This window comes from Vibrio sp. 1580 (assembly GCF_033340055.1).
This window is the reverse complement of the sequence record NZ_JAWOVT010000122.1, coordinates 1-899: the sequence shown is the minus strand read 5'-3', so window position 1 is coordinate 899 and position 899 is coordinate 1. Positions and strand designations below refer to the sequence as shown.

The 899-nt window shown below is 41.3% G+C and carries 1 protein-coding gene; it reads left to right on the top strand.

The window, feature by feature from the left end; genetic code table 11:
* Positions 1-136: 136 nt before the first annotated feature.
* The coding region (locus R7093_RS24450; protein WP_318146916.1) for a substrate-binding periplasmic protein at positions 137-899 on the top strand (763 nt) is incomplete at its 3' end.

Genomic DNA, 899 nt, shown 5'->3' with positions numbered 1-899 from the left:
AAAGTGACCCGTGCGGCAGACTGTTGAATTGATTGTGAAACAATAAGTGAATTAGTATATGTTCATCATTTCATAATTATTCTACTTTCCATAATAATAACCACACTGTAAGTGGTTAATTTTAGATAAGTTTGTCATGATAACACTTGCTCGAACGCTGCTGCTTTTCGCTTGTCTATTGCCAAGCCTTCATGTAAAGGCCGAACCTTCATTACAGCCTCACTATAAAATCGCGACAGAAGCGGATGATGTTGTCACTCGCGTTTTATTTGATGCGGTATCCACTGAATTTGGTGTGAGTGTTGAGTACATCAACTACGCGAGTTTTGATGCCATTTTAGATGCAGTCGCGAATGAAGACGCGGACTTTGCTGCCAACATTACCTATACCGATACTCGCGCCGAGCGTTTCAGCTATTCCCGACCAACAAACATTGAATACACATACCTATATGGGCTGAGCGACTCGACATTAGATGATATTTCGCGTGTTGGTGTGCCTCAAAACACCATCTACTCAGAACTGATCAAACAGTATCATCCAGAGTTAAAACAAGTTCCTTATAAAGGTCATAACGAAGCAGTACGTTTGTTACAAACTGGTTTAGTGGATGGCGTGGTTGATGCGATTAACCAACTCAAACCAATGTTGTTGGAAGGGTTTGATGCCAAAATGCTCAACGATCAGATCTCCATCAAACCTGTTTCTATCATTAGTAAAAAAGGTCACCACTTAGAAGAGTTGGATACCTTTGCCTCGTTTATTCATGGTGAAGCGGTACAAAAGCAACTTCGTGAGCAAATCGCGTTGTATCAATTTGAGTTGAGACGTTCAGCCCTGCGAGATGCGATCAAGTTACTGCCTGTCGATTTAAAAGAGCCAATTCGAATCAAAATGG